This window comes from Novosphingobium sp. KCTC 2891, assembly GCF_025938155.1.
Lineage (GTDB): Bacteria > Pseudomonadota > Alphaproteobacteria > Sphingomonadales > Sphingomonadaceae > Novosphingobium.
This window is the reverse complement of the sequence record NZ_JAPCZG010000001.1, coordinates 44,724-65,651: the sequence shown is the minus strand read 5'-3', so window position 1 is coordinate 65,651 and position 20,928 is coordinate 44,724. Positions and strand designations below refer to the sequence as shown.

The following is a 20,928-nucleotide window of genomic DNA, read 5'->3' as shown; positions in this document are numbered from 1 at the left end:
CGCGGCCATGACCGAATATGTGATCGCCGACGACAGCGAAGTCCTGCCCCGCGACGGGACCATCAAGCTGCATGGACCCGCGGGCTTCGAAGGCATGCGCAAGGCAGGCCGCCTGGCCGCCGAAATCCTCGACGCGCTGGCACCGCTGGTGCAACCCGGCGTGCGAACCGACCAGCTGGACGATGTCGTCCGCCAGATGACGCTCGATGCCGGCGCGATCCCCGCGACACTGGGCTATCGCGGTTATGGCCATTCGTGCTGCATCTCTATCAACCATGTCGTCTGCCACGGCATCCCGTCCGACAAGACGCTGAAGGACGGGGACATCGTCAACATCGACGTGACCCCCCTGCTCGATGGCTGGCACGGCGATTCCAGCCGTATGTACCTTGTCGGCGACGTGCCGCTGAAGGCGCGCCGCCTGGTCGACGTGACGTACGAATGCCTCATGCTCGGCATCGAGCAGGCGCGCCCCGGCGCCCGGCTGGGCGACATCGGCGCCGCAATCCAGGCCCATGCGGAGAAGCAGCGCTACGGCGTGGTGCGCGAATTCTGCGGCCATGGCCTCGGCCGCCTGTTCCACGATGCGCCCGAAGTGGTCCACGCCGCCCGCGCGGGCACCGGGCCTGAACTGCGGCCGGGGATGTTCTTCACCATCGAACCGATGATCAATCTGGGCAAGGCCGCGGTGAAGATCCTCGAGGACGGCTGGACGGCGGTCACCCGCGACCGCTCGCTGTCGGCACAGTTCGAGCATTCGATCGGCATCACCGAGGACGGCTGCGAGATCTTCACCGCCAGCCCCAAGGGGCTCGATCGGCCGCCCTACGCCGCGTGAGATTTACTGCCTAAATTTTAGGCAGTTGATGCGCAAAATTTGTGCACAAAAAAATCGCCGCGCGGAAATTTTAAATCTCCAAGGTGGGCGTGCGCATTCCATTTCTTGCGCACCTCGCGTTTTTCCCGCTTTCGTAACCCATCCTGATCGCCTAGTGCAGGAGCCTGTGGCGTGGCACGATTCTTGTTAGGTCGTGCTGCATGGAACAATCGCCGGACCGGTCCAACCGGTCCGGCCTCGCGTTGCAGGGGTCTGCTCAGGTGAAGAAGGTCGAAGCGATCATCAAGCCCTTCAAGCTGGACGAAGTGAAGGAGGCGCTGCATGAAATCGGCGTGTCCGGCATCACCGTCACCGAAGCCAAGGGCTTCGGGCGCCAGAAGGGACACACTGAACTCTATCGCGGCGCTGAATATGTCGTCGACTTCCTGCCCAAGGTGAAGCTCGAGGTCGTCGTGGGCGATGCGCTGGTCGAGCGCGTGGTCGAGGCCATTGCCTCCGCCGCGCAGACCGGCCGCATCGGCGACGGCAAGATCTTCGTGATGGCGGTGGAAAGCGCGCTGCGCATCCGCACCGGCGAACGCGACGACGACGCGATCTGAATTGGCGCCTTTCGCCGGTATCGGGCGGAAGGCATCAACCGGGGGTGGCCTTGGGACGGGCGGCCTCCACACAAACAACCACCCCTGAAACCCTGCTTCCGGCAGCTATCGGAAAGCAGGGAGAAAAGAAGGACCAGCGATGGCAAGTGCAAAGGACATCCTCGCCCGCATCAAGGACGAGGAAATCGAATGGGTCGATCTCCGCTTCACCGATCCCAAGGGCAAGTGGCAGCACCTGACCATGGTCGCGACCATCCTCGGCGAGGATGAGCTCGAAGACGGCCTGATGTTCGACGGTTCGTCGATCGAAGGCTGGAAGGCGATCAACGAGTCGGACATGATCCTCAAGCCCGACCTCGACTCGGTCTTCGTCGATCCGTTCTCGGCCACGCCGATGCTGATCATCTGCTGCGACATCGTCGAGCCCTCGACCGGCGAACTCTACTCGCGCGACCCGCGCTCGACCGCCAAGCGCGCCGAAGATTTCGTCAAGGCGAGCGGCATCGGCGACACCGTCTATGTCGGCCCGGAAGCGGAATTCTTCCTGTTCGACGACGTCAAGTTCTATGACGGCTACGACGGCAACGGCTTCCGCATCGACGACATCGAGCTGCCGACCAACACCAACAAGGAATACGAAGGCGGCAACATGGGGCACCGCCCCGGCGTGAAGGGCGGCTATTTCCCCGTTGCCCCGATCGACAGCTGCGTCGACATCCGCGGTGAAATGGTTCGCACCATGCTCGACATGGGCCTGCCCTGCGACAAGCACCACCACGAAGTCGCCGCCGCACAGCACGAGCTGGGCCTGACCTTCGGCACGCTCGTCCAGACCGCCGACCGCATGCAGGTCTACAAGTATGTCGTGCAGCAGGTTGCGCACGCCTACGGCAAGACCGCCACGTTCATGCCGAAGCCGATCAAGGGCGACAACGGCTCGGGCATGCACACCCACATCTCGATCTGGGATTCGGGCAAGCCGCTCTTCGCCGGCAACGGCTATGCCGGCCTGTCGGACATGTGCCTGTACTTCATCGGCGGCGTGATCAAGCACGCCAAGGCGCTGAACGCCTTCACCAACCCGACCACCAACAGCTACAAGCGCCTGGTGCCGGGCTATGAAGCCCCCGTTCTGCTCGCCTACTCGGCCCGCAACCGCTCGGCCTCGTGCCGCATCCCCTATGGCGCAGGCGCCAAGGCGAAGCGCGTCGAGTTCCGCTTCCCGGACGCGATGGCCAACCCCTACCTGTGCTACGCCTCGCTGCTCATGGCCGGTCTCGACGGGATCAAGAACAAGATCCACCCGGGCGAAGCCATGGACAAGAACCTCTACGACCTGCCGCCGGCCGAACTCGCCGCCGTGCCGACCGTCTGCGGTTCGCTCCGTGAAGCGCTGGAATCGCTCGAAGCCGACTACGCGTTCCTGCTCGAAGGCGGCGTGTTCACCAAGGACCAGATCGATTCGTACATCGAACTGAAGTGGCCGGAAGTGCTGCGTTGGGAAACCACGCCGTCGGCCGTCGAGTTCGACATGTACTACTCGGCCTGATCCTTCGGATCATCGAGACAACGAAGGGGCGTCCGGGAAACCGGGCGCCCTTTTCGCTTGCAGCGGAATTTTACCTCACGCGGGAACCGACCAAGCCCCTCGTCGGTTTTTTCCACAGCCCTTCGCACGTGCGGGATGAGCCGTTGGCACTGCAGGGCAAGCCGAGCCGAGCCGGACTGTGCGAATCCGCACAGCGCCCTAGGTAGGCTTCATGCTTCGTGCCGCTCTCGCAACCCTCCTCGCCTTCCTGTCGCTCGTCGCGATGCCCACCGCCGCCCAGGCGCGGCTGCAGTGCGTCGCCTACGCCCGCGAGGTCGGCGACGTGCAGTTGACCGGCAATGCGCGCGAATGGTGGGGCAACGCCGCCGGCACCTATGAACGCGGCCAGCGCCCGGAAGCCGGCGCGGTCCTGGCGTTCAAGGCCAGTTCGGCGATGCCCTTTGGCCACGTCGCGGTTGTCAGCAAGGTCGTCGATGCACGCCACGTCCTGCTCAATCACGCCAACTGGTCCGGCCCTGGCCTGATCGAGCGCGGCGTGATGGCGGTCGACGTTTCCGAAGCCGGCGACTGGAGCAAGGTGCGCGTGTGGTACGGCCCGACCCGCTCGCTGGGCCTGCGCGAAGCACCGACCTTCGGCTTCATCTATCCCGGCTCGGCCCCGGTTACCGTCACGGCGAGCAACGATGTGGCGTCGGACAAGGGCAACGGCTGAGCCCTGCCCGGCATGACCTGACGCGCGAAGGGCGCCCGGAGCGGATCCGGGCGCCCTTCGCGCGTCAGGTGGCGACGTTCCAGCACACGCCGCGCTTTCCTACACGCCGCTCCCTGCGTATCCTCGCGTTCCCATCGCGCCTCTTTCCCTGCCGTTCCACCCGCAGGGAGACCACCGATGAACCGCAAGCCGATCTTCGACGCCGTCCGCACGATGCTGGGCCGCCCGTTTACCGGTGCAGAGATCGAGACGCTCGACCGCGCCATCGACGCGCCGTCCATTCCCGCGCCCGTCCGTACACTCGGCGCCGCAGGCACGGCGCTCATCAAGAAGTGGGAGGGCTGCCACCGCCTCCGCGCGGACGGCCGTTTCGACGCCTACCCCGATCCCGGCAGCAGCGACGGCCATCCATGGACCATCGGCTGGGGTTCGACCGGCCCGGACATCGCCAGGGGCACCATCTGGACAAAGGCCGAATGCGACGCCCGCTTCGACCATGACATGGCGCGCTATGTCGCCGATGTCGTCCGCACCTTGGGCGCTGTGCCCACCACGCAGAACCAGTTCGATGCGCTGGTTTCGTTCCACTACAATACCGGCGCGATCGCCACGGCCGGCCTTGTCCGGCTGCACCGGCAGGGCCGCCAGGCCGAGGCCGCGCAGCAGTTCGACCGCTGGGTCCACAACGATGGCAAGGTCATGACCGGTCTGGTCCGTCGCCGCGCCGACGAGGCCCGGCTTTATCGCAGCGCGTAGCCCGCGTTCAGCCGACCATGCGCAGCGCTTCGCTCGGCGTGCGGCGGTAGAGCAGCGCCCGCGCATCGGCCACGGGCAGCGCCTGCCAGAACAGATGTCCCTGCACCAGTTCGCACCCGGCGGCCTGCACCAGCCGGCGCTGGACGTCGGTCTCGACCCCTTCCGCGACGACCTTCATCCGCAGCGTGTGGCCGAGCGAGACGATCGCGCAGAGGATCGAATGCGCGTCCATGTCGCCCTCGATGTTCTGCACGAACGAGCGATCGATCTTGATCCGGTCGAACTGGAACGAGCGCAGGTACGACAGTGAGGAGTAGCCGATCCCGAAATCGTCCAGCGCGATGCGGAAGCCCATGCGGTTCAACTCGCGCAGGACGGTGACCACGTGGTCCGACCGGTCGAGCATGATGCCCTCGGTCACTTCCAGCACGATGCGCCGGGGATCGACGCCGGTTTCGGTAACGATGCCGGCGATCGTCTTGAGGAAATCGCCCGCCATGATCTGCAGGGGCGAAAGGTTGACCGAAACGTCGCACGCGGGCCAGTCGCGACATTCGGCAAAGACGTGCCGCAGCATCCAGTTGCCGAGCGGTATCATCAGGCCCGCCTGCTCGGCAATCGGCACGAACAGGCCAGGCCGGATCTCGCCGCGCTCCGGATGATTCCAGCGCAGCAGCGCCTCGAAGCCGTCGATCTCGGCACTGTCGATGCCCACGATCGGCTGGAACGCCACCGATAGTTCGTCGCGCGTGATTGCGCGGCGCAGTTCCATCTCCATTTCGCGCCGCAGCTTGACCGAAGCGTCCATGTCGCGCGTGAAGCGGCGATAGCGCGAGCGCCCGCGCTGCTTGGCGCGGTAAAGCGCGATGTCCGCACGGCGCAGCAATTCGCCCGGGTCCTCGCTTTGCTCCGGCCCCCAGCTGATGCCGCACGAGCAGGTGACCTCCAGCGAGTTCCCGGAAATCACGAACGGCTCACGCATCACCTGCATCAGCTGCCGGCCGAACGTATCCGCCGCCGCGCCGCCGCCTTCGGCCCGGCGCATCAGCACGAACTCGTCCCCGCCGAAGCGCGAGAGGAAATCGCCCGTCGGCAGCATCCGGCGCAGGCGCAGGGCCACCTGACGCACCAATTCATCCCCGACATGATGCCCCAGCGTGTCGTTCACGACCTTGAAGCTGTCGATGTCGATATAGGCGACAAAGACATCGCCTTTCGCGCGTCCGGTGATGCAGTCGGCCAGTTCGCTGCGCAGCTTCTGCATATAGTGGACGCGGTTGGGCAGGCCCGACATCGCATCGTGAAGCGCGTTGTGCTGCGCCTGCGCCTCGCTGGCCGAAAGCTCCTGCGCGGTTCGGCGCATCCGGCGTACGATGATGGCACCGCCCACCATAACGCCCAGGAAGAACAGGATATACGTGGCCAGAAGCGGGGCCGTGCGACGCACGATCTTCGGCCCCGGGGTTTTTGCCACCCATCCCAGCCAGCCGATTTTCCCCCCGCCGATCCCGCTCAGCGATATCACGTTGAAATGCACCGCCGGCCGTTCCGTACCGAAATGGAGCTGCGGAAGCAGCAGGTCCTGCCGCATCTGGATGAGCGTGCCGGTGTCGATGTAGCGCAGACTGGCAACGTAGTTGGGCTGAGCGCGCAGCAGGGCATAATCGCGATCGGGGACAATCGAGGCAACCGCGAGGAACGCGGGTCGCCCGTTGTGCAACACCGGCCGCGCCGCCCACCGCGTCAGCGGACGGCCATGGGCATCCACCGGCCAGACGGTGTCAGCCAGAGAGCGCATTGCGGCGGGCTGGCCAAAGGTGGCTCCGTCCTTTTGCGCTGCCGCCAGCAAAGCGCCGACATCGCGGCGCACTTGCGCAAAGGCCGCGGCATCGGCCGTGCGGCCCTCCCGCCAACCGTGCACCATGCTCCCGTCGGGGCGGACCAGAAACAGCTCGTCCGTGCCGAAATTGTTCCAGAAGAACTGCCCGAGGTAATAGTTCGACCAGGCCACGTCATCGCGGAGAACCGCTCCGTTCATGGCGTCGTCCCAGGTCAACTGGACCTTCTGGGTCGCCACGAACGCGCGCATCGCACGATCGACATAACGCCGCGCGAGCACGCGCTCGTCCTCCCGCGCGAGATCGTCGGCAACGCGGGTCGAATGGTTGAAAGCGGCGACGAGTGCGCCCGACAGCGCGACAAGCGCGAGGAATGTCCCCAACGCAACCCAACCGGTGCGAAGGCCATCGGCCATGCGCCGTGTGACGCGTATGCGCTTGGTTGGACCCGTCCCCATTGCCCCCACCCTAGCGCGCCCATCCGAACAAATGGTTAGCGCGATTTACGCAGGCACTGTCCGTGCAGGACGGCGTTGTGGAACCGTGCGCTCCGCCAGATGTTCTGGAGGAAAGCGGCTCCGATCACCGGGCCGAACCCTTCGGGAGACGTGCCATGCTTCTCACTCTTGCCCTCATCCTCCTCGTCCTCTGGGCGCTTGGCGTGTTCGCGTTCAAGATTACCGCCGGCGTGATCCACCTGCTGCTGATTGTCGCCATCGTTGTGGGGCTGATCCAGCTTTTCCGCGGCCGTCGCACGGTCTGACGCCCTTTTTCGCAGCCGACGCGGCGAGCGCCTTCGCCAAACGGGTTGCAAAGCGCTACGCAAACCTGCCATCCTCCCGGAGCGAATCCATTCAGATAAACTCCGGGAGTAATAAGATGCGCGAGCGGCTTCAGCACTACATCGATGGCCAGTGGGTCAACAGCGAAGGCGGTGTCCGCCACAACGTGATCAATCCGGCCACGGAAGAGCCGACCACGGTCATCACGCTTGGCACCAAGGCCGACGTGGACAAGGCGGTTGCCGCCGCCAAGCGCGCGTTCAAGACCTTCAGCAAGACCACGCGCGAAGAGCGCCTCGCGCTGCTCAACCGCATCGTCGAGGAATACAAGAAGCGCGCTGACGACCTCGCCGTCTCGATGGCCGAGGAAATGGGCGCGCCGGTGGCCTTCGCCCGCGCTGCGCAGGTCGGTGCCGGCATCGGCGGCTTCCTCGGCACCATCGCCGCGCTCCAGAACTTCGAATTCGTCGAAGACGCTGGCGCCTTCAAGGTGGCTTACGAGCCGATCGGCGTCGTCGGCATGATCACGCCGTGGAACTGGCCGCTCAACCAGATCGCACTCAAGGTTGCCCCGGCCCTCGCCGCCGGCAACACCATGGTGCTCAAGCCTTCGGAAGAATGCCCCACCAACGCGGCAATCTTCGCGGAAATCCTCGACGCCGCTGGCGTGCCCCCGGGCGTGTTCAACCTCGTCCAGGGTGATGGTCCGGGCGTTGGCCAGGCGATCAGCTCGCACCCCGACATCGAGATGGTCAGCTTCACCGGATCGACCCGTGCGGGCATTCTCGTCGCCAAGGCGGCGGCCGACACGGTCAAGCGCGTCCACCAGGAACTCGGTGGCAAGTCGCCCAACCTCGTCCTGCCCGATGCCGATTTCGCCGCCCACCTCGCCCCCACCGCGATGGGCCCGCTGGTCAACACCGGCCAGTCGTGCATCTCGCCGACCCGCATCCTCGTCCCGCGTGAGCGTGAAGCCGAAGCCGCGGCGTTCGTCTCGGCGATGTATTCGGCCACCCCGGTCGGCGATCCGATGCAGGAAGGCCAGCACCTCGGCCCGGTCGTGAACAAGGCGCAGTACGACAAGATCCGCGACCTCATCCAGTCGGCCATCGACCAGGGCGCCAAGCTCGAAACCGGCGGCACCGACCTGCCCGCCAACGTCAATCGTGGCTATTTCATCCAGCCGACCGTGTTCTCGGGTGTCACCCCGGACATGCGCATCGCGCAGGAAGAAATCTTCGGCCCGGTCGCCACGATCATGGCCTATGACAGCCTTGAACAGGGCATCGAGATCGCCAACGACACGGCCTATGGCCTTTCGGCTGTCATCTCGGGCGATCCGGCCAAGGCCGCTGCAGTCGCGCCGGAGCTGCGCGCAGGCATGGTCGCGATCAACAACTGGGGTCCGACCCCGGGCGCGCCGTTCGGCGGCTACAAGCAGTCGGGCAACGGCCGCGAAGGCGGGCTCTACGGCCTGAAGGACTTCATGGAAATGAAGGCGATCAGCGGCCTTCCCGCCTGATTTTCAAGCCTCGCACACAAGAAGGGCCGCCCCACCGGGCGGCCCTTTTTCGTTGTGCGGTGCTTTGCGGCCTCGTCATCCTGCCGCGCGCGCCCGCGCCTCAGTAATCCTTGCTTGCCTTCAGGTTCACCGATTCGCTGCCCACGGTAGAAACCGTGCCCAGCAGCGCCAGCCACCGCGTGATGCGGAACTCGATCGAGGTCGCGCTGTATCCACGCCCGTCGGTCACCAGTTCCACGAAGAACCGCCGCCCCAGGTATTTGCCCACCGCAATGGCCGTGCCGCGTCCCACGCTGGCGTCGGCGCCGACGATACGCAGCCGGTCCAGCCCGATAGCGCTGCGCAGCTTGTTGATCGGATCGAGCCCGCCGCCGCCGCGCAGCGACGCCAGCGCAGAGGCCAGCTGGACGGCTTCGGGCGCGGAAATCTGCGTGATCGAGCTGCCGAAGAGCAGCCGGCTGAGCAGTTCCTCCTCGGGCAGCGCCGGAGTCGAGGTGAAATTGATGATCGGCTTCTGCGACGATCCGGTGATCGCGATCTTCGCGCTCACCCCGTTGGCATCGCCTTCAGCCACGATGTCGAGCCGCGGGTCGACAGGCACTTCGCCGGCGAAACGAATGCGCCCGCGCGTCAGTTCAAAACGCTTGCCGGCAAATTCGTAGCCGCCGCGCACCACGTCGGCGCTGCCGAAGATCTGCGGCGCGGCAGTATCGCCGCGCAGCCGGATGTTCGCGCCCCACTCGCTGTCCAGCCCCATGCCGCGCACGTCGATGCGGTTCTCGCCCGCAGCGTCGATCAGGAACCGCCAGGGCGCGGCAATGCGCCGCGCGGGCGCGACATCCGCACGGGTGTTGCGCTCGGTCGTCGCAATGTCGGGAAGCTCGGCCACCGCACTCGCCGCGCCCAGCCGCCAGCGCGCCTGCTCGATCCGCACGCGTCCTGCAATGGTGCCGCCCACGCCGCTGCTGACGATCCGCAGCGGGCCGGTCACGGTCGCGCCCATGTCGTCGCGGTTGATGAGCTGCGCGTTGGTCGCGCCGACGCGCAGGTCCAGCTTCACGCCGCCCGTGGCCACGTCCGACAGGTCGACCGTGCCGCTGCCCGTCACGCGCCCGCCATTGGGCGTGGTCCCGCTGAACTTTGCGAGCGACAGGCGCGCATCGTTGAAGCTGCCCGCCACTTCGACATTGCGGATGTCCGATCCGGTCAGAGTCGATTGCACGCGCAGGCTGCGCGACGCCACGGCGCCCGACAGCACCGGATCGTCGAGCGTGCCGGTCATGTCGGCCGCCACCCCCAACGGACCGGTCAGGTCGAACACCTCAATCGCGGCGAGCCGCCACAGCGCATCCGCCGGGCCGGAATAGCGCACCTGCCCGCGCAGCCGCCCGGCGCGCAGCCGTTCGGCGATGGTCCCGCCGCGCGGCAGCGAATCGATCCGCGCCTGCAAGCGCCCACGCACCGATCCCGCCTCCTTCATCACCGCGCGCGACTGGAACGAGGTCTGGTCGAGATCGGCGACAAGGAACACGTCGAGCGGGCGCGAGGTCAGCACCAGCCCCGACCGCGTCAGCCCGCGCACCTGCAAGGCAGCGTGGCCCTGCGGCGCGCCCTTGCCGTCGTTCCGATAATCAATGATGCCCGAGGCCAGTCCGCCCAGCCCCAGATCGGCCACCGCAATGTCGAGCACCGACAGCGGCATCCGCGAGACCTGCAGGTTCAGTTCGGTCGGCCCGCCCAGCACGTGGCCTTGCGCGATCACCGCGCCGCGCCCGAAATTGAGCTGCACGGGCTGGAGCCGCCACCCGCCGGCCTCGCGCTCCATCACCATGCGGCGCGGCATCGAAATCTCGCGCCCGGCATATTCGCCGGACACGAACGCGATCACCTTGTCCGGCTCGAAGGCGGCGGTGCCCTGCAATTCAAAGTCGGTGCCGCGCCGGCCAGACATGGATGCCGTGACCGAGCCGGAGCCGTTGACCAGCGTGGCATTCGCCGCCAGCCGGCCGATGAACAGCTTGCCGGTGCCGATGCCCTGCGCCGCCACAGAGGCATCGACGGTCGAATTGCCGTCGGCGAACAGCCCGTTCACCTCGATCTTCGCCGCACCGATGGAAATAGGCTTGTTGCCGCCGAACCGCGCGTTGCGCGCATTGACCAGCGCTTCCACGCCCTGCCCGCCATCGCGCGGCGCAAGGTGGACCGTGCCGTTCAGGCCGCCGCCCGCCAGCGCCAGATCGCCGGTGATGCCCGCCTTGCCCAGCACGACAGCGCCTGTGACGTCGGTTTCATAAACATGGAAAGTGCGGACCTCGATCCGCGTATCAGCGCCGCGCGGAGCAACCAGACCCAGCGTTCCGGCGAACTCGCCCAGCCGCGAATCGCCCTTGGTCTCGATATCGAACCCGTCACGCGTCGGCGAAAGCGCCACGCGCACGTCCTTCAGGCCCGCCGCCGGCAATGGGCTGGCGAAGACCAGCACCGCGCGCGGACCGTCCTGGCCGATCGCCGCATCGACCGTGAACGGCCCATAGTCGAGGTGTCGGCCCTTGCCGATGACGGTGGTGCGCCCGTCCGGCGATACCCGGCCGTCCACGGCCAGCGCCAGCTTGCGCGAGGAAATCCGCGCCCCGCGGACGGTAAGCGGGATCGCCTGCCCCACCGTCACTGCCCCGGTGAAACGGATGTTGCCGCCGGTGAGGTTCGCCAGCGTGGCGTTGTCGATCCGCGTCATCCGCCCGGCCGCATTGGCCTGCACCGACCAGGGCAGGCCGGTGCCGATCTTGAACAGGATCTTCGCGTCGGCATCCACGGCGCCCAGGTTGGTCAGGGTGAAGCCCTGCGCCCGTACCGGCCCGGCCAGCGCATAGCCGCCGCGCGCCACGTCGCCGCGCAGCGTCAGGCGCGCCGACAGCCCCTTCAGCTCGATGGCAATGGCTTCGGACGAAAGGCTGTTGCCCGCCAGCACCAATTCGCCCTTCACGCTGCCCCCGGCAAAGCGCGGATCGACCTGCGCATTGCCGGTGACCACGCGCTTTGCCGTGATCGCCAGCGGCAAGCGCAGCCGCTTGCCGTCCCAGGTCGCGGTCCCGGCAGTGCGCAGCCCCTGCGCGTCGATGCTGCCCGAGCGGAGCCGCGCCACGCGCACCTCGTGCTCGATCGCAAGGTCGGTGAACTGCCCGTCGAGCTGGGCGTCGATCCGCACGCCCGAAAGCTGCGGCTGCGCCATCACGCGCTCGGGACGGGTCAATGCCAGCTTCAGTCCCAGGTCGTTGGCGCGGTTGTTGCCAAGATCCAGCCCGCCCTTGCCCGCCAGCAGGAACGCCCCGCCCTTGGCGAACAATTGCCCGTCCAGCACGCTGTTCGACAGCGTCCCGTCATAGACCAGCGACAGCCGGTCCCCCACCGCGGCCTTGGTCGTTCCTTTCAGGAACGCCGCCGGAAAGGCCTGCCCCGCCACGTGATACCGCCCCGCGCGATTGTCGACGAGGAACGCCGCCAGCTTCGCACCGTCCTGCGAAGCCCAGGCAAGGCCGTGCCAGTCGCTGAAGCCCCCGCGCCCGCCGACGCGGGCATGCACATCCTTCTTCACGCCCGAAAGCGCCGCCAGCAGCCCGTTCTTTGGCGCGTCATATGTCAGCGCCAGCTCAAACTTGTCGCGGTCGGGTTCGCTGTCGAGATGCACCACCAACCGGTCGCGGCCGCCCAGCCGGCCATTCACGTCGATCAGCGCACGGCCCTTGCGGATATCCACGCGCGCCCATGCGTCGATGCGTCGCCGCTCGCGCAGCGCACCGCGGCCCATCACGCCGGGCGCAACCGTCAGGTTGTCGAACGCCAGCCGGTCGATGCGAATATCGAAATTGGGCAGGATCGGCTGGTTGGGATCTCCGGGATTCATTCGCGGAGTGCGCAGCAACGTCGCGCGATGGATCAGCAGCTTGCGGATATCCAGCCCGCGCTTCATCCACGACAGCGGCCGCCAGTCCAGCTCCGCCTCGGGGATGGTCATGAACCGCCCCTGCGGATCGCTCAGCACCACATTGCGCAGCTTCGACGTGCCGAACAGCGATCCCTCGATCCGCCCGATGCGGATGCGCAGCCCGGATCCCGGCGCCAGGGCGGCGATCCGGTCGACCACGAAGCGGTGGCCGAGCGACGAATCGAGCACGACCAGCCCCGCCACGAACAAACCCACGACGACGATGCCCAGCAGCGCCAGTCGCCGGCTCCAGGCGAGCGGCGAGCGCCAAAGCGGCCGACGCGGCGGCACCGCCGCCGGTTGGGGGGCGGCAGCCGGGCCGGGCGCGTCCTCGCCCATCAGAACGCCTGCCCCAGCGCGACATAGACGCCGATGCGGCTGTCCCCCTTCGACGGGTTGAGCGGCGTGCCAAGGTCGATGCGGATCGGGCCGAAGTTGGTTTCATAGCGCACGCCGATGCCCGCGCCGACTTTCAGGTTGCTCAGCCCCGGCGTGGTCCCGGTGCCCACCGCGCCCGCATCGATGAACGGGACAAGGCTCACCGCGCCGCCGACCAGTCCGGTCTTGACCCGCGCTTCGAGCGAAAACTCGCTGAGCGAGCGCCCGCCGCTTGGGCTGCCCGCGGCATCCTTGGGCCCCACCGCCTGATAGGCATAGCCGCGCACCGAGGCGCCCCCGCCCGCGTAGAACCGCCGCGACGGCGCAATGGCGGCGATGTCCGCGCCCTGGATCGTCCCCAGCCGGGTCCGGCCCGCGATCACCAGCCTGTCGTTCACCGGCAGGTATCCGCTCAGGTCGAACTGTGCCTTGACGTAGTTGGAGCGCACGCTGTCCTGCACCGAAAGCTCGGGCGAAAGGCGCAGGCCCACGCGGAAGCCCTTCTTGGGATCGAGCAGGCTGTCGCTGCCGTCGAACTGTGCCGAAAGCGGCAACGCGGCGACGAAGTAGGTCGTCCGCGCCCCGCCTGCGCGCGCGACCGAATCCTGAATTTCGCTCGTCGCCACCGCTTCCAGCCCGGCGGACCACACGAACGGCTTCTGGAAGATCAGCGTCGTCTGCCGCTCGAAGCTGGCGATGAAAGAGGCCGTGCGCGCGTTGTAGGCGTCAGTGTCGCGCGTCTGGGCATAGAGATCGGCGGTCAGCACCTGGTCGCGGCCGAGGAAATTGTTGCGGCGGAACGTCACCCCCGCCAGCTGTTCGCGCGTGCCCGCCACGCCGCGGAAACGGAGCATCCCTTCGGGCGGGAAGAAATTGCGGTGCTCCCAGCTGGCTTCCAGACGGAATCCCTCGCCGCTCGAATAACCCACCAGCCCGGCGATGGTCCGCTGCGGAGCCTTGGTCAGCGTCACGTCGACATCCACCGTCCCCGGCTGGCCGGATGCAGGCGGCGCAGCCTCGCGCGTGTCGATGGTGACGGCAGAAACCAGCCCGGTCGCCAGCACCGCCTGGCGCAGGTCGTCCACAAGCGAGCGCTGGTAAAGGTCGCCCCTATCGAACCGCGCAATCCGGGCGATGTGCCCGGATGAAAGGTATTTCGGCAGCGAGCTGGTGACCTGCCCGAACCGATATGTCCCGCCGGTCGTGACCGGAATGGACAGGTCGCCGGTGCGCGGTTCGTGGTCGATGGCAAGGCTCGGCGAACCCACCTTGGCAAAGGCATAGCCATTCTCGCCCAGCGCGGTGTCGAGATGCGTCCGCTCCTCCACGATCCGGTCGGAATTGACCGGATCGCCGACGTTCAGCGCAAACGCCGTGCGCAGCTTCGCGGCGTCAGCCGCCTGCGCAATATCGCCCAGGTCGATCGTCGCCAGCTTGTACAGCGGCCCGGGGATCACGTCGAAGCGGACCATGACCTTCTCGCCATCGATCGGCCTGCGCACCTCGCCCTCGGCCGGTCGCTCGATCCCGGCCAGCGACTGGATCACTTGCGCATCATAATAGCCATAGACCCGCAGCACGTGCTGCAGCAGGTCGATGTCCTCGCGCGCGCGGCGCGAAAGCTGGGCCAGATTGTCGTTGTTGCCGTCCAATGCCTTGAGGCTCGACAGCCCGGCGAAACGCGCAACCACGGCATCGCGTTCGGGGAAGACCGCATCCGGCGGGAACGCCAGTTCGACCTGCCCGCCCACCTTGCTGATCGAGGCATTGGCGATCTGCGTCTTCGCGGTGCCCTCGCCTTCGGGGACTGCGGTATCGAGCAGGTCGCCCGCCTGCTTCGCCTGTTCCTCGGCCAGCGCAATGTCCGGGTCGGCCGTCAACGGGACGATCACCGGCAGTTCGGCCTCGTCGGGCCAGGCGATGGTCATTTCGGGCATCGCGGTCATCGGCGCCAGCGTGTCCGCCGAATCGAGCGTGGAGACGTCCGGCACCGGGGTGCGCGCAGCATCCGTATCCAGCGCCCAGGCGTCGGGATGGTCGATCGCCGCGTCGGGGATCAGGTCTTCCAGTTCCTTGTCGGCGTCACGCGATTGCGCTGCCGCACCCACCGGCACCAGCAGCACGGCCAGCGCGGCGAGAACGCCGGAAAGCTGGTCAGCCGCGCGTGAACTCCGCTGCAGGAACCCCGTCCTTGCCGGTCCCGCCGGCCGGAGAAATCCCGCTGCGGTGCATCGCGGCGGCGCGATCGATGGCCCCGGCCTGCTCATCGGGATCGAAACGCATCCAGCCATCGCGGCCCAGCTTTTCCATCGGGCGATAACGGACCTTGTACTGCATCCGGTCCGATCCCTCGACCCAATAGCCGAGGTAGACATAGGGCAGGCCGATCCTCGCGGCGTGGAGGATGTGGTCGAGGATGATGAAATTGCCAAGCCCGGTCCGCGTCTCGTGATGAGGGTCGTAGAAACTGTAGATCATGGAAAGCCCGTCGCCCTGCTGGTCGGTCAGGCAGGCCCCCACCAGTTTGCCCGGACTGCCATCGGCCGTGGGCTCCCTGTATTCGATCACATAACTTTTCACGGGCGTATGTTCCACCATGTCGGCGAAATCCATTTCGTCCATGGTGGCCATCCCCCCGCCCGGGTGACGGACAGAGAGATAACGCTGCAACAGCTCGAACTGTTCCGGAGTCGACCACGGCTTGCAAGCGGTCACGACAAGGTCGGAATTGCGCTTGTAATTCCGCTTCTGGGTGGACGAGGGCTGGAACTCGTTCGCCACCACGCGCACCGAGACGCAAGCCGTGCAATCCAGGCAGCTGGGGCGATAGGCCACGGTCTGGCTGCGCCGGAAGCCGATGCGGCCAAGCGCGTCGTTCAGCTCGTCGGCGTTGGAACCCTTCAGCTCGGTGAACACCTTGCGCTCGCTCCGGCCCGGCAGATAGGGGCACGGCGCGGGGCTGGTGACGAAGAAGCGGGGGAAGCGTACGGGCGCGGTCACGACCAGCGATGTTCCTTTCGCCGGTGGCCTACCCGCCGGCTTGCAAGGCAACAATGCATGAGCCGGCCGATTGGTGAAAGACCCTTAACCACGATTGTTGGGTCGCCGGAAAGTTTTACCCGGCTCCAGCGCCGTCCCGTGCCGATGGCCTCGCGGATCGTCCCGTTTGCGGACACCGGCGCGGTCATCGGTTAACGTCCGACCGCGCCAGCCCGGGCTCAGCCCAGCTCCACGCGCGTCACATCATAGCCATTGCCGCGCAGCGCCGCGACGAGCAGGTCGATCTGCTCGCGGTCGCGCGCCTCGCACTCGATCTCGGCCGTCAGGCCCTTGGCCGGCAGCGAGGTGAAGATGCGCTGGTGCCACACTTCCAGGATGTTCACCTGGTGGCGGTTGAACTCCTCCACCACCTTGAACAGCGCGCCGGGGCGGTCCTGCAGGGTCAGCCGCAGCCGCGCCAGCCGGCCCGAGCGGGCAAGATCGCGCAGCAGCACGTTGGCCAGCAGCCGCGTGTCGATATTGCCGCCGGTCAGCACCAGACCGATCTTGCGTCCGGCAAAGCGCTTCTTGTGCGTCATGACCGCGGCGAGCCCGGCCGCGCCCGCGCCTTCGACCACGGTCTTCTCGATCTGGAGCAGCAGCGCCACCGCGCTTTCCAGCGCCGGTTCGCCCACCAGCACCACGTCGTCGGCGATTTTCGCCAGCACGGCCGAGGTGAACGTGCCCGGCTCCTTCACCGCGATGCCTTCGGCCAGCGTGTCACCGCCGCAGGGCACGTCGAGATGCTTGAGCTTGGCGTACATCGACGGGAACAGCGAGGCCTGCACACCCACCAGCCCGATGGAAGGCTTCAGCGCGCGGGCGGCCACGCCCATGCCGGTGAGCAGCCCACCGCCGCCGATCGGGATCACCAGCGTCTCGATGTCCGGCGCGTCCTCCAGCATTTCGAGCGCGACGGTGCCCTGCCCGGCGGCCACCTTGGGATCGTCGAAAGGATGGACGAACGTCAGGCCCAGCTCGGTCTCGAGCTTGCGCGCGTGGGCGTAGGCTTCGTCGAAGGTCTCGCCCTCCAGCACCACGGTGCCGCCCACCGCTTCGGTCTGCATCACCTTCACCGTCGGCGTGGTGCGCGGCATCACGATGGTTACGGGCACGCCCAGCCGGGTGCCGTGATAGGACAGCCCCTGCGCATGGTTGCCGGCCGATGCCGCGATCACCCCGCGCGAACGCTGTTCGTCGTTCAGTTGCAGCAGCGCGTTCAGCGCGCCGCGTTCCTTGTAGGCCGCGGTGAACTGCAGGTTCTCGAACTTCAGCCAGATATCCGCGCCCGTCAGCGCGCTCAGCGTCTTGCTGTAGAGCGTGGGCGTGCGCACCACCTGCCCTGAAATTCGCTCCGCCGCCGCGCGCACATCGGCAAGGGTCAGCGCATCGGCATCGAAGCCGGGCTGCGTGGCGGGCTGAAGAGCGAGGTTTTCCATGGGGTCAGCGCACTAATCGAAACCGCGCGCGAAGGAAAGCGCGCGTCAGCGCCGCCCGGCGGGACGCACGAGATTGACCACCGCCAGCGTGACCACGATCGCCAGCGTATCGGCCACCCAATCGCGGATGTCGCAATCGCGGTGCAGCGCGGGGATGGACTGCACCACCTCGATCAGCGCGCCCAGGAACGAAAGCCGTTCGGCGATCCGCAGCCGCGGCATCCGCGGAAAGGCAAAACCGGCCAGCAGCGCCAGCGTGGCGAAGGCGATCATGTGCTCGGCCTTGTCGCCATAGCGGTCGAGCGGCACGCGCGGCGGCGTCGGCATCACCGCCATCACCACGGCGAAGGCCGCCGCCAGCCAGAACCCGGCCCGGGCTATCGATTCGAGGGACAACCCGCTGTTCTTGCGCCGCAACATGGCGCGCTCGCTAGCCTGCCCCCGCCGCCGGAGGCAAGTGCATAAGGCGCACGTCACCCGCTGCCCTCCCCGTCCTTCCCGCGCCGACCTGGATCCAGTCCCCGCAGGGGCTGGCGCAACACGGCAAAGCCGGTAAGAAGTCGCTTCATGAACGACATCCGGCCCAGCAGCGAACCCCGCAACGTCTCCTTCCTCGGTCTCGGCACGATGGGCGGGGCCATGGCCCGCCATCTCGGCAAGGCCGGCCACCGCCTGACGATCTACAATCGCACGATGGCCCGCGCCGAAGCGTGGATGGTGGCCAATCCCGGCCTTGCCGTGCGCGCTGCCGCCAGCCCGGCCGAAGCGGCCGAGGACGCCGATGTCGTCATTTCCTGCGTCGGCAACGACGACGACCTCGCCGATGTCGTGCTCAGCCCCACCGGCGCTTTCGCCTCGCTGCGGCGCGGCGCGGTGTTCATCGACCACACCACCGTCTCGGCGCGCATCGCCCGTCAGATCGCCGTCGAAGGGCGGGACAAGGAACTGCTCTGCGTCGATGCCCCCGTCACCGGCGGCCAGTCCGGCGCCGAAGCGGGCACGCTGGCGATCATGTGCGGCGGCAGCGAAAAGGCGATCGAGGCCGCCCGCCCGATCCTCGGCGCTTACGCCAAGCGCGTGGTCCATGTCGGCAAGTCGGGCGCGGGCCAGACCGCCAAGATGGCCAACCAGATGTGCATCGCGGGCGCGCTCGCGGGCCTGTCCGAAGCCATCCGCTTCGCGCAGGCGGCCCGGCTGGATCTTGATCGGGTGTTCGACGCGATTTCGGGCGGCGCCGCGCAGTCGTGGCAGATGGACAACCGCTTCCACACCATGGCGCGCGACGAATTCGACTTCGGCTTCGCGGTGGACTGGATGCGCAAGGATCTTGGCCTCGCGATCGAGGAAGCGCGCAATCTCGGCGCCAGCGTGCCCACCACCGCGCTGATCGACCAGTTCTATGCCGACGTGCAGGCACTGGGCGGTGGCCGCGAGGACACCAGCGCGCTGATCCGCCGCCTGCCCAGGAAGGGCAGCGCCTGATCGCTGCGCACGCTGTTCCTGAAACACCGCTGCAACGAATCCCGCCGTCCTGCGTCTGTCAGAACACAATGCGCCGCTCGTCCTGAGCCTGTCGAAGGGCGCACGCCAACCCCAGTCCAAGGATCAAGGCCCATGCCCCCTCGCCCCCGCAGCCTTGTCCTGGCAGCCACCGCCTCTGCCCTGACCGCCTTGGCCGTCCCCGCCCACGCCGATACGCTGGTGGACAATTTCAAGGGCCAGACCATCGCCCCCGATGGCAGCGTCCAGCCTCTCGCCGCGCTCGTGTTCGATGATGCCGGCGTGATCAAGGCGGTCTACGCCCCCGGCCAGAAGCCGTCGAAGAAGGGCGTGAAGTTCCACATCGACGGGCAGGGCCGCGTGCTGCTGCCCGGCCTGATCGACGCTCACGTCCACGTCATGGGCACCGGCTTTGCCGCGCTCACGCTCGACCTGTCGGACACCAAAAGCCTGGCCGACGCGCTCAACCGCATTTCCGCCTTCGCCGCGGCCCACCCGGACCGGGCATGGATCGTCGGGCGCGGCTGGAATCAGGAAAAGTGGAGCCTTGGCCGTTTCCCCACCGCCGCCGAACTTGACGCCATCGTCCCCGGCCGGCCGGTCTGGCTCGAACGCGTCGATGGCCATGCCGGCTGGGCCAACACCGCGGCACTCAAGGCCGCCGGCGTCAGCGCCGCCAGCAAGGCGCCGGCGGGCGGCAGCATCGAACATGATGCCGCCGGCGCGCCGTCGGGCGTGCTGGTCGATACGGCGATGGACCTCGTCGGCAAGTCCGTGCCCGCTCCCGGCCCGCGCGACTACGATCTCGCGCTCGCCACCGCGCAGCGCCTGTTCTTCCAGCGCGGCCTCACCGCCGTGGCAGACATGGGGTCGTCGGTGGAGGATTGGCTGGCGTTCCGCCGCGCGGGCGATGCCAACCAGCTTTACGTGCGCATCATGTCCTACGCGGGCGGTATCGACGCGATGAAGCTGATCGGCGGTCCCGGTCCCTCGCCTTGGCTCTATGCAGACCGCCTGCGCATGAACGGCGTGAAGCTCTACATGGACGGCGCGCTCGGCTCGCGCGGGGCCTGGCTCAAGGCGCCCTATGCCGACAAGCCCGATACGCGCGGCCTGCCCCAGTTGTCGCAGACCCAGCTCGGCAACCTGATGAGCCGCGCCGCGATGGACGATTTCCAGGTGGCCGTTCACGCCATCGGCGATGCCGGCAACGCGCTGCTGCTGAACGCGATCGACGATCTCACCCACACCTACAAGGGTGATCGCCGCTGGCGGATCGAACACGCGCAGGTCATCGACCCGGCGGACTGGCCGATCATGGCGCAGATCGCGCGCAACGGCGGGATCGTCGCCTCGATGCAGCCGTTGCACCAGACCTCGGACCGGCTCATGGCCGAAGCCCGGCTCGGTCCCGACCGGCTCAAGGGCGCTTACGCGTGGAAATCGCTCAAGGCGACAGGGGCCACACTGGCCTTCGGCTCCGACACGCCGGTCGAACTACCGGACCCATGGGCCGGCCTTGCCACCGCGATCAGCCGCGAGGACGAGAACGGCAACCCGCCGGGCGGCTGGCAACCGCAGGAAAAGGTCGACCGGGCCACCGCGCTGGCCGGCTACACCGCGCAGGCGGCCTATGCAGGCTTTGCCGAGCGCAAGTTCGGCCGCCTCGCGCCCGGCCTGCGCGCCGATTTCATCTTCGTCGACACCGATCCGATGACCGCGCAACCGGCGCAGATCCGCCGTACCCGCGTGCTCGAAACGTGGATCGGCGGCGGCAAGGTGTGGTCGGCCGACAAGCCCGATGCCGCCTCTCCAGCTGCAAATCCGGAAACCAAATCCGGCAAGAACCGTTAGCACCCCGACGCGGAAGGCAAGGGGGGTCTGCGATGCCCCGAGCTGCGTTGCGGCGGGACTTTTCAGGCGTACACCTTTTCCCCGTCGCGTCCGGGTCCGGTTCTGGTGGGACCACCCCCCTCAGGCCTCACTGGCACCGG

The 20,928-nt window shown here is 67.3% G+C and carries 15 protein-coding genes; 9 read left to right on the top strand and 6 right to left on the bottom strand.

Annotated elements, in window-relative coordinates; all coding sequences use genetic code 11:
* The first annotated feature begins 7 nt into the window (after positions 1-7).
* From map to OLX02_RS00290, 5 genes are all read left to right on the top strand, one after another.
* Positions 8-838, top strand: coding sequence for a type I methionyl aminopeptidase (gene map / locus OLX02_RS00310; RefSeq protein ID WP_264419343.1), 831 nt, complete (start codon positions 8-10; stop codon positions 836-838).
* 260 nt (positions 839-1,098) lie between these two features.
* The gene (locus tag OLX02_RS00305; protein WP_264419342.1) at positions 1,099-1,437 is read left to right on the top strand and encodes a P-II family nitrogen regulator; all 339 of its coding nucleotides are present in this window, start codon (positions 1,099-1,101) and stop codon (positions 1,435-1,437) included.
* 139 nt (positions 1,438-1,576) lie between these two features.
* Complete coding sequence (gene glnA, locus OLX02_RS00300) at positions 1,577-2,986, top strand: type I glutamate--ammonia ligase (RefSeq protein WP_264419341.1); 1,410 nt, start codon at positions 1,577-1,579, stop codon at positions 2,984-2,986.
* 211 nt (positions 2,987-3,197) lie between these two features.
* Positions 3,198-3,698: a CHAP domain-containing protein gene (locus OLX02_RS00295; protein WP_264419340.1), complete on the top strand. Its 501-nt coding sequence runs from the start codon at positions 3,198-3,200 to the stop codon at positions 3,696-3,698.
* A gap of 177 nt (positions 3,699-3,875) precedes the next feature.
* The gene (locus tag OLX02_RS00290) at positions 3,876-4,454 is read left to right on the top strand and encodes a lysozyme (protein ID WP_264419339.1); all 579 of its coding nucleotides are present in this window, start codon (positions 3,876-3,878) and stop codon (positions 4,452-4,454) included.
* A gap of 7 nt (positions 4,455-4,461) precedes the next feature.
* Here OLX02_RS00290 and OLX02_RS00285 read toward each other — a convergent pair whose 3' ends face one another.
* Positions 4,462-6,708 (bottom strand): putative bifunctional diguanylate cyclase/phosphodiesterase, encoded by a 2,247-nt coding sequence (locus OLX02_RS00285; RefSeq protein ID WP_264419338.1) that lies wholly within the window; start codon positions 6,706-6,708, stop codon positions 4,462-4,464.
* A 197-nt stretch (positions 6,709-6,905) separates the two neighbouring features.
* On the opposite strand from OLX02_RS00285, the gene OLX02_RS00280 reads away from it, so the two are divergent.
* Complete coding sequence (locus tag OLX02_RS00280) at positions 6,906-7,055, top strand: lmo0937 family membrane protein (protein WP_264419337.1); 150 nt, start codon at positions 6,906-6,908, stop codon at positions 7,053-7,055.
* A gap of 116 nt (positions 7,056-7,171) precedes the next feature.
* Positions 7,172-8,596 (top strand): aldehyde dehydrogenase family protein, encoded by a 1,425-nt coding sequence (locus OLX02_RS00275; protein ID WP_264419336.1) that lies wholly within the window; start codon positions 7,172-7,174, stop codon positions 8,594-8,596.
* Between the two features lie 100 nt (positions 8,597-8,696).
* Here the strand turns inward: OLX02_RS00275 and OLX02_RS00270 are convergent, their stop codons facing one another.
* From OLX02_RS00270 to OLX02_RS00250, 5 genes are all read right to left on the bottom strand, one after another.
* Positions 8,697-12,917, bottom strand: a complete 4,221-nt coding sequence (locus OLX02_RS00270) for a translocation/assembly module TamB domain-containing protein (protein ID WP_264419335.1) — start codon at positions 12,915-12,917, stop codon at positions 8,697-8,699.
* A complete protein-coding gene (locus OLX02_RS00265; RefSeq protein ID WP_264419334.1) occupies positions 12,917-15,079 on the bottom strand; it encodes an autotransporter assembly complex protein TamA in 2,163 nt (720 codons plus the stop codon). Before OLX02_RS00265 ends, OLX02_RS00270 begins: the two co-directional genes overlap by 1 nt.
* Positions 15,080-15,110: 31 nt before the next feature.
* Positions 15,111-15,956, bottom strand: coding sequence for an arginyltransferase (locus tag OLX02_RS00260; RefSeq protein WP_264419333.1), 846 nt, complete (start codon positions 15,954-15,956; stop codon positions 15,111-15,113).
* A gap of 218 nt (positions 15,957-16,174) precedes the next feature.
* The gene (locus tag OLX02_RS00255) at positions 16,175-17,434 is read right to left on the bottom strand and encodes a threonine ammonia-lyase (protein ID WP_264419332.1); all 1,260 of its coding nucleotides are present in this window, start codon (positions 17,432-17,434) and stop codon (positions 16,175-16,177) included.
* Between the two features lie 45 nt (positions 17,435-17,479).
* The gene (locus tag OLX02_RS00250; protein ID WP_264419331.1) at positions 17,480-17,830 is read right to left on the bottom strand and encodes a hypothetical protein; all 351 of its coding nucleotides are present in this window, start codon (positions 17,828-17,830) and stop codon (positions 17,480-17,482) included.
* 171 nt (positions 17,831-18,001) lie between these two features.
* On the opposite strand from OLX02_RS00250, the gene OLX02_RS00245 reads away from it, so the two are divergent.
* Together OLX02_RS00245 and OLX02_RS00240 are read left to right on the top strand one after the other, a co-directional pair.
* Positions 18,002-18,916: an NAD(P)-dependent oxidoreductase gene (locus tag OLX02_RS00245; protein WP_264419330.1), complete on the top strand. Its 915-nt coding sequence runs from the start codon at positions 18,002-18,004 to the stop codon at positions 18,914-18,916.
* A 132-nt stretch (positions 18,917-19,048) separates the two neighbouring features.
* On the top strand, positions 19,049-20,788 hold the full coding sequence (locus tag OLX02_RS00240) for an amidohydrolase (RefSeq protein ID WP_264419329.1): 1,740 nt from the start codon (positions 19,049-19,051) through the stop codon (positions 20,786-20,788).
* The last annotated feature ends 140 nt before the right edge of the window (positions 20,789-20,928 follow it).

What these genes read in the sequence shown, in the direction of transcription:
- OLX02_RS00270 (WP_264419335.1), bottom strand. Translation starts at nt 12,917, where the DNA reads ATGGGCGAGGACGCGCCCGGCCCGGCTGCCGCCCCCCAACCGGCGGCG.
- map (WP_264419343.1), top strand. Translation starts at nt 8, where the DNA reads ATGACCGAATATGTGATCGCCGACGACAGCGAAGTCCTGCCCCGCGAC.
- OLX02_RS00285 (WP_264419338.1), bottom strand. Translation starts at nt 6,708, where the DNA reads ATGGCCGATGGCCTTCGCACCGGTTGGGTTGCGTTGGGGACATTCCTC.
- OLX02_RS00255 (WP_264419332.1), bottom strand. Translation starts at nt 17,434, where the DNA reads ATGGAAAACCTCGCTCTTCAGCCCGCCACGCAGCCCGGCTTCGATGCC.
- OLX02_RS00295 (WP_264419340.1), top strand. Translation starts at nt 3,198, where the DNA reads ATGCTTCGTGCCGCTCTCGCAACCCTCCTCGCCTTCCTGTCGCTCGTC.
- OLX02_RS00290 (WP_264419339.1), top strand. Translation starts at nt 3,876, where the DNA reads ATGAACCGCAAGCCGATCTTCGACGCCGTCCGCACGATGCTGGGCCGC.
- OLX02_RS00240 (WP_264419329.1), top strand. Translation starts at nt 19,049, where the DNA reads ATGCCCCCTCGCCCCCGCAGCCTTGTCCTGGCAGCCACCGCCTCTGCC.
- OLX02_RS00245 (WP_264419330.1), top strand. Translation starts at nt 18,002, where the DNA reads ATGAACGACATCCGGCCCAGCAGCGAACCCCGCAACGTCTCCTTCCTC.
- OLX02_RS00275 (WP_264419336.1), top strand. Translation starts at nt 7,172, where the DNA reads ATGCGCGAGCGGCTTCAGCACTACATCGATGGCCAGTGGGTCAACAGC.
- OLX02_RS00280 (WP_264419337.1), top strand. Translation starts at nt 6,906, where the DNA reads ATGCTTCTCACTCTTGCCCTCATCCTCCTCGTCCTCTGGGCGCTTGGC.
- glnA (WP_264419341.1), top strand. Translation starts at nt 1,577, where the DNA reads ATGGCAAGTGCAAAGGACATCCTCGCCCGCATCAAGGACGAGGAAATC.